Genomic DNA, 6836 nt, shown 5'->3' on the forward strand with positions numbered 1-6836 from the left:
TAACTCATACAATTCAAGGGAATGAAGCTGACCGCTGATTGCTGAATTGCTAAACGCTTTTTAACAATTAAAATCTGAACAGTATCCAACCAGAAATAGCACCTACAAAAATCATCAAAATAATATTTACCTTCCAACGAAAATTGATCAGACAAGCACATATAGCAATCAACAATGTTTGCCAATTAATAAGTGTCGTTCTAGATAATGTCAGAAAAGCAGATGCCATCAAAGCAATAGAAGTAACATTAATCGCATCAAGCAATTCACAAGTCCAGCGAAAATTACGCATTTGTGGAACCAAAGAATTGAGTGCGGCACTAAACAAAAAAGCAGGTAATAAAATTGAAATTGTCCCCACTATTGCCCCTGGTAATCCTAATAATAAATAGCCGATAAAAGTGACGCTGGAAATCAAAGGTCCTGGTGTGATTTGTCCGATAGCAATAGCATCCAATAATTGTTGCTGAGTTAACCAATGAAACTGATCTACTAAATCTTGTAGGAAGGCAATTAATACATAACCACTGCCATATAATAAACTTCCCACCTTCAGGCAAAAACTACTAAGTTTCCATAGAGAAATCTCAGATGTTGTCAGGATATCAATTAATAAAAATACTCCCAGGAGTATCAATAAGATTATCAGTGTTTTTGGTAATCTAATTCTAGAATTTTCCGCAGGTATATTTGCCGGAGTTTCAGTGGTAAATTCCCGATAAAAATGAAGCCAAAACATACCCAAAAATCCCCCAAGAAGAATAACAATTATGTTATTTAATCCCAAGATTGATGCTGGTATCACAAAGATGACAATTACTGCCAAACTCCAGTGTTTTATTGCTGTTTTGCCCAACTTATAGACAGGCAGTAAAATTAAGGATAGAACAACTGGTTTAATCCCATCTAGAAAAGGTGTAACTTCAGGAAGTGAGCCAAATTGATTGTAGAGGATAGCCAAAGCAATTGCAATTAGAGCTGATGGGAAAACTAAACAAAGACCAGCAATAGCAAATCCCCACCATCCACTTTGCAAATAACCAACATGAGTAGCAATTTCCACAGTATTTGGTCCAGGGAGCAGGTTGGTAGCGCCAAAAAAGTCGATAAATTGGTCTTGAGTAAGCCATTTTCGCTTATCAGTAACTTCAAATTTAATCATAGCAATGATGGCTGGCATACCACCAAAACCGATACTACCTACTTTGAGAAAAACACTTGCTAGTTCGAGGAGTCGTTGCAATTTTTCTTTGCTAATCAATGACTTTTATCCTTAACTAATTTTCTAAGTAATTACTATATAAACATCTCTTAAAATAGTTGAATCCCTATTATAATTATTTTTTAAGGAGCCTTAATTTATAATATATTTAATTTTTAAATTCTAATAATAATAGCAATTATTATACTGCTAATGTTCAAACTTATAGGTTTTACGGAAGAGGAAATAGAGCAAAAAAATACAAATGTACCTCGACAATGAAAAATGGTATATTCGAGACAATTAGTATTAAAAATTAGCTCCTAATACCAATTCCCAAAAGTATTGCTATACTTGGAAAGTACTTCAGTTATTAACTAATTAGCACAAATAAAATCACTTTTTCACTAATTTCAGCTCAGTTCATGTTAATTATTCTTTTGTTTGCTTCTCCCCCACTCCCCCACTTCCTTGCTCAACAAAGTGTAGAAAAGTTTTTGAGAAATGGTATAAGTTGAATGTCCCCATCCATTTTTTCTTCCCTCTTCCTTCTTCCTTCTTCCCTATTCCTTCTTCCCTCTTATAGCAGTCGAAACAAAGGTTAGGACATTTACAAAGGCTTAAACTCAGTGAGGGATTACTTTTAACTTTTGACTTTTGACTTTTGCCTTGCGCGGAGCGCTATACCTCTTCCTTCTTCCTTCTTCAAAGTTCTCCGCAAACTGAACAATTTGGCTGCTTATAAATATCAAGTTTCCGAAATGTCATCTGCCGTAAATTACAAATTAAGAGTTTTCCTAACAGAGGTTCTCCTAGTCCGGAAATTACTTTAATCGCCTCCATCGCAGCCATACAAGCAATTGTTCCTGAAATAGCTCCAAATACTGGAAACTCTCTTTTCCAAATGTTAGGTTTTTCGGGATACAAACAAGACAAACATGGGGTCTGACCAGGAATAATAGTTGTAATCTGCGCTTCCATTTCATACATGGCGCACTCTACCAGAGGTTTCTTCTGGCGAACTATTTCTGAGTTCATGGCAAAACGTTCTTCAAAAAGTGGAGCACAGTCTACAACTAAATCGACTTCTCTCACCAAGCGCTCTACATTGCTTTCAGATATGTTTTCAGGAATAGCTTCAATTTCTACACGAGGGTTTAACTGTTTTAACCGATGTGTTGCTGATTCTACTCGCGAGCTACCTATACCATCGTAAGTCATCAAAAGCTGTCGGTTTAAGTCAGAAGGTTTAATATTACCTCCATGAGCTAAAACAAGTTTTCCTATTCCGGCAGCTGCGAGTTCTAAAGCTACGACGCTACCAACACCACCAACACGGGAGATTAAAACTGATGCTTGTTTGAGTTTTTCCTGTCCTCGTTCGCCGAAACCAGGTACCCACATCTGCCATTGATAGGTTGCTTTTTCTTCTTCTGTTAATTGTTTCATATGCTTAATGTATTTAGTTGAAAGTTTCCGAGTCCCTCAATTTTTCTGTTCTTGTCTACCTTTTATGCGTGCCTTTTTGAGCATGAAGAGCTGAAACCAGGGTACTTTTTGGGAATCTAAAAAAGATCAAGCCAATATCAGTCAATGCTTTTAGATTAGATCGGTAAGCCCTAATTAATTTATCAAAATAATTGGGTCGTGCAACTCCCTCTTTTAAGGCGAAATATTTTTGGATCGAAGCTCAAATCTCCGTTACAAAAATAACTTCTGACTTCTGACTTCTAACTTCTGACTTCATCAGCCGCCTGCTAGTGGGGAAAGTAAACTAATCTCATCTCCTTCTTGAATTTCTACAGAACTATTCCAAGAAATTTGAGTATCACCAATAACTAAAAGAATAGTTGAGCGTAAATTTCCGCTAGAATCTAGGAGTAGATTTTGCAACGAATCGCCGTGATTTTCAACAAGTTTATTAACTAGTTTCTTCACTGAACAAGGAGTTTCTAGCTGGATAGTTTCAGAGTCAATTCCCCCTACAACTTGTTTGATTTGTGCAAAATAATTCACTTTTATTGTCATAGCTATTTTGAGAATGTCTATAGTACATTCATAGATATTTTTTTTGTGTGATTGGTAGTAATAATTATATATTTATTTGCATAAGTCAAGTAATTTTTTGGAAATGCTAAAATAAATCTTAAGAGGTCTTAAATCAACTAAGCTACAGGACTAGACAAACTTTGACAGCTTGTCTTTTGACAGAGTAAAACCTATTAATTATGATACTAAGCACCGTTATATTAGGAATTTAAAAAAATAATTTACTAGGAAATAAAATCATTGAACTATTACCTAAATTAAGCATTAATGCGTATGAATTTGTATGACAAATAAAATTGTTAGGGTAATCCCTATCTCTGTGGTTACTCCATTAACCAAACAGGGCAGACAGGAGAAAGTTTCCCTATACACAAAATAATTACTGTCATTCACAATGCCAGTTTTTTGACAAAAATAGAGCAATCATATAGTATCCAAAATACAACCAAACTAAGAGTTAAAAAATATTCCTGTAACTAGTAATTATGTTAATATGATTGTCTTAGAAAACATTCACCATAAATACAGTAATCTCACAGTACTTAATAATATTAATGTTCAGCTAAAACCAGGTAAAATATTATGTTTAACAGGACCTTCTGGTTGTGGAAAAACTACTCTTTTACAAATTATAGCAGGCATAATTAAACCAACTTCAGGTAAGGTAAAAAATCAATTTGTACAGACAAGTTATGTTTTCCAAGAAGCAAGACTACTTCCCTGGTTTACTACTTTAGAAAATATTGCTTTTGGTTTAAAAGCAAAAAGAATAACGAAAAAACAACGTCAAAAAATAGCGATCGCTCTAGCTCAACAACTAGGTATTAATGAAGCAGCTAACCAATACCCACATCAACTTAGTGGTGGAATGCAGCAGCGAGTTGCTTTGGGGAGAGCATTAGCAGTGGAACCCGATCTACTTTTGCTAGACGAGCCTTTTAGTGCTTTAGATATTGGTAGAAAACGCGATTTTCAGAGGCTATTGTTAAAGCTTTTGGGCGAACGTAATATGGCAGCTATTTTAGTTTCCCATGACTTAGCAGAAGCAGTCTTAATAGCAGACAACTTGATTATTTTATCTCCTTCTCCTAGTAATATTGTCTATGAGTGGCAACCTGATAGACCGTCAACAGCAAGAGATGAAGCATACATTTACAAAACACTTTCTCAACTTTTGATGATTCCAGAAGTAGCCACCTGTTTCCGACTATCCACTAAGTTATTTGTTGGTTATAGCAGTTAGTCATTTCAGTTATCAGTTATCAGCTATTGCTTTTAGTTTAGGAGCAAAGCTTTATTAATTGTCTTACTACAAAAGTGACCTCCCTTGCTCTTAAAGTCAGTTATTAATTTAAACACTTTCCTGAAGGAGATATTCTTATTGTTGTTAACGCAGTTCCTCTGGAAGAGGCTAGCTGACTGCTTACGTTAGTCGCCTACTTTTTTTGATTCTAATTTTGTAAGCATTCAGCCGTCAGCCATCAGCTATCAGCTATTGCTTTTAGTTTACGAGCAAAGCTTTATTAATTATCTTACTACAAAAATTGGTTCTCTTGACCTTAAAGTCAGTTGTTAATTTAAACACTGTTCTTAAAGAGAAAGTCTTGTTGCTGTTTGCGCAGCATTCCGCAGGAAAAGCTGACTGCTAATAGCTGTTTGCGCAGCATTCCGCAGGAAATGCTTACCTAATTTTACCGAATAATTAAGGTTTAAAGCCTCTCCTTTCAAGGAGAAACAAGAAAAAAAAATCCTTTGAGTAAATCCTCTTCTTTTCAAGGAGAAAAAATTATTAATTATTCATTATTAATTATTAATTATTTAAGAATGCTTAATCAAAAACGTCGTCAATTTTTACAATTAATATTAGCTACTACTGGTTTAACATTTACTACTAATTTATCTGAGGGAAAAGCAGAAAAAATTATCGCTCAGTCTGGAGAAAAACTGTCAAACTTAGCCATTGGTGGCTCTCCAATTATGATTACAATTCTGCTAGCCTATTTAGCAGAACAAAGTTCAATTAAAAACTTAGTAGAAACAGTAGATTTCCGTATTTGGAAAACTCACGACCAACTCCGAGCAGATGCTGTTTCTGGAAAACTACAAGTATCAGCAACTCCCACATCTCTCGCAGCAAATCTATATCAAAGAAAAGTTCCGATAAAATTACTTAATGTACTGGTTTGGGGAGTATTAAATATTTGGTCTAACCAAAATATCCGCAGTTTTGAAGATTTAAAAAACAAAACATTACTAATAGCTTTCCGCGGCGGTTTGCCTGCTCAATTATTCTTTTATTTAGCCAAAGAAAATGGATTAGACCCAGAGAAAGATTTAAAAATTCAATACACCACAGACTTTGCTCAAGCAGTGCAATTATTATTAGCTGGTCGTGGTGATGCAGCTCTTTTATCTGAACCTGCGGGTACTGGTGCTGAACTTCGCGGTCAACAACAAGGATTAGATATAAAACTGGCGATTAATTTACAAGAAGAATGGGGAAAAGTAACAGGTAGAGCACCTCGTTTTCCCCAAGCAGGAACTTTAGCTTTAACTTCTTTAATCGATCAATATCCCGATCTAATTCAGACTATTCAAAATGGATTAGTTGAAGCGGTAAATTGGTCTCAAAAAAATCCTGATGATGCTGCTGCTTTGGGAGCAAAATATCTAGGATTGAAAGCTCCTGTTATTAAAAAATCTCTGGGATATACGCCATTAGAAATGGTGAGTGCTAAGGATGCAAAAGAGGATTTAGAGTTTTGGTATTCTCGTTTATTGGAGCAAAATCCTAAACTTTTTGGTGGAAGTTTGCCCGATGATAAATTTTATTATGGATGATAAATATGGCAGAATTTCTTAACCGCTGAAGAAACTAATTATAGCAGTCGAAACAAAGGTTAGGACATTTACAAAGGCTTAAACTCAGTGAGGGATTACTTTTAACTTTTGACTTTTGACTTTTGCCTTGCGCGGAGCGCTATACCAGGCAATAATAGATATATAATTTCTCCGATCAACGAGATACATTTCCTAGTTAAGTTGTTCCCTAAAATGCTATATGTAGCAAACCAATAAATCAAATTATTGGTAAGGAAATAAAGTCTATTTTAACGGATAAAAATTAAGAAAACAGTTTTTTCTAGCAGTTTGGTCATTTCAGTTATCAGTTATCAGTTATCAGTTATCAGTACCTCTAGCTGTTTGCGGAGCATGACCTAGGAAAGCAAGAGGCTTGAAGTACGGAATTATTTTTTTTTATCCCCTTAAAAGGGGAGGCGCATACCCACGATTTTTCGGTAATTACACTCCCTATTTCCTTAGTGAGATAAAAATTATTAGTAGCATTTTTTTTAGAGTTCTATTATAGCATTTCTCAGGTATAGCGCTGTGCGCAGGCAACAGGCAACAGGCAACAGGCAACAGGGGGAGTAAATTGCCGATAATATAAGACTTTTAGCTATTGGACATCTCCTGCAATCTGTAAATATACCAGCGCTCATTGCTATAAGTGAGGTACTTTTATCTTTCTTCCCTGTTCCCTGTTCCCTGTTCCCTGTTCCCTGCGCACAGCGCTATAAATTTA

At 35.4% G+C, this 6836-nt stretch carries 5 protein-coding genes; 2 read left to right on the forward strand and 3 right to left on the reverse strand.

Going from position 1 to position 6836, the window contains the following annotated elements; genetic code table 11:
* Positions 1–67: 67 nt before the first annotated feature.
* From chrA to AC3DU7_RS20720, 3 genes are all read right to left on the reverse strand, one after another.
* Positions 68–1261: a chromate efflux transporter gene (chrA, locus tag AC3DU7_RS20710; protein WP_488041192.1), complete on the reverse strand. Its 1194-nt coding sequence runs from the start codon at positions 1259–1261 to the stop codon at positions 68–70.
* 645 nt (positions 1262–1906) lie between these two features.
* Entirely contained in the window at positions 1907–2650 is a 744-nt protein-coding gene (locus AC3DU7_RS20715) for a HesA/MoeB/ThiF family protein (protein ID WP_488041193.1), read from the reverse strand.
* Positions 2651–2947: 297 nt separating this feature from the next.
* A complete protein-coding gene (locus tag AC3DU7_RS20720) occupies positions 2948–3229 on the reverse strand; it encodes a MoaD/ThiS family protein (protein WP_488041194.1) in 282 nt (93 codons plus the stop codon).
* 514 nt (positions 3230–3743) lie between these two features.
* Between AC3DU7_RS20720 and AC3DU7_RS20725 the strand changes: the two genes are divergently transcribed.
* Positions 3744–4493, forward strand: coding sequence for an ABC transporter ATP-binding protein (locus tag AC3DU7_RS20725; protein ID WP_488041195.1), 750 nt, complete (start codon positions 3744–3746; stop codon positions 4491–4493).
* Positions 4494–5002: 509 nt separating this feature from the next.
* Positions 5003–6091, forward strand: a complete 1089-nt coding sequence (locus tag AC3DU7_RS20730; RefSeq protein WP_488041196.1) for an ABC transporter substrate-binding protein — start codon at positions 5003–5005, stop codon at positions 6089–6091.
* Positions 6092–6836 lie beyond the last annotated feature (745 nt).

This window comes from Okeania sp., assembly GCF_983059655.1.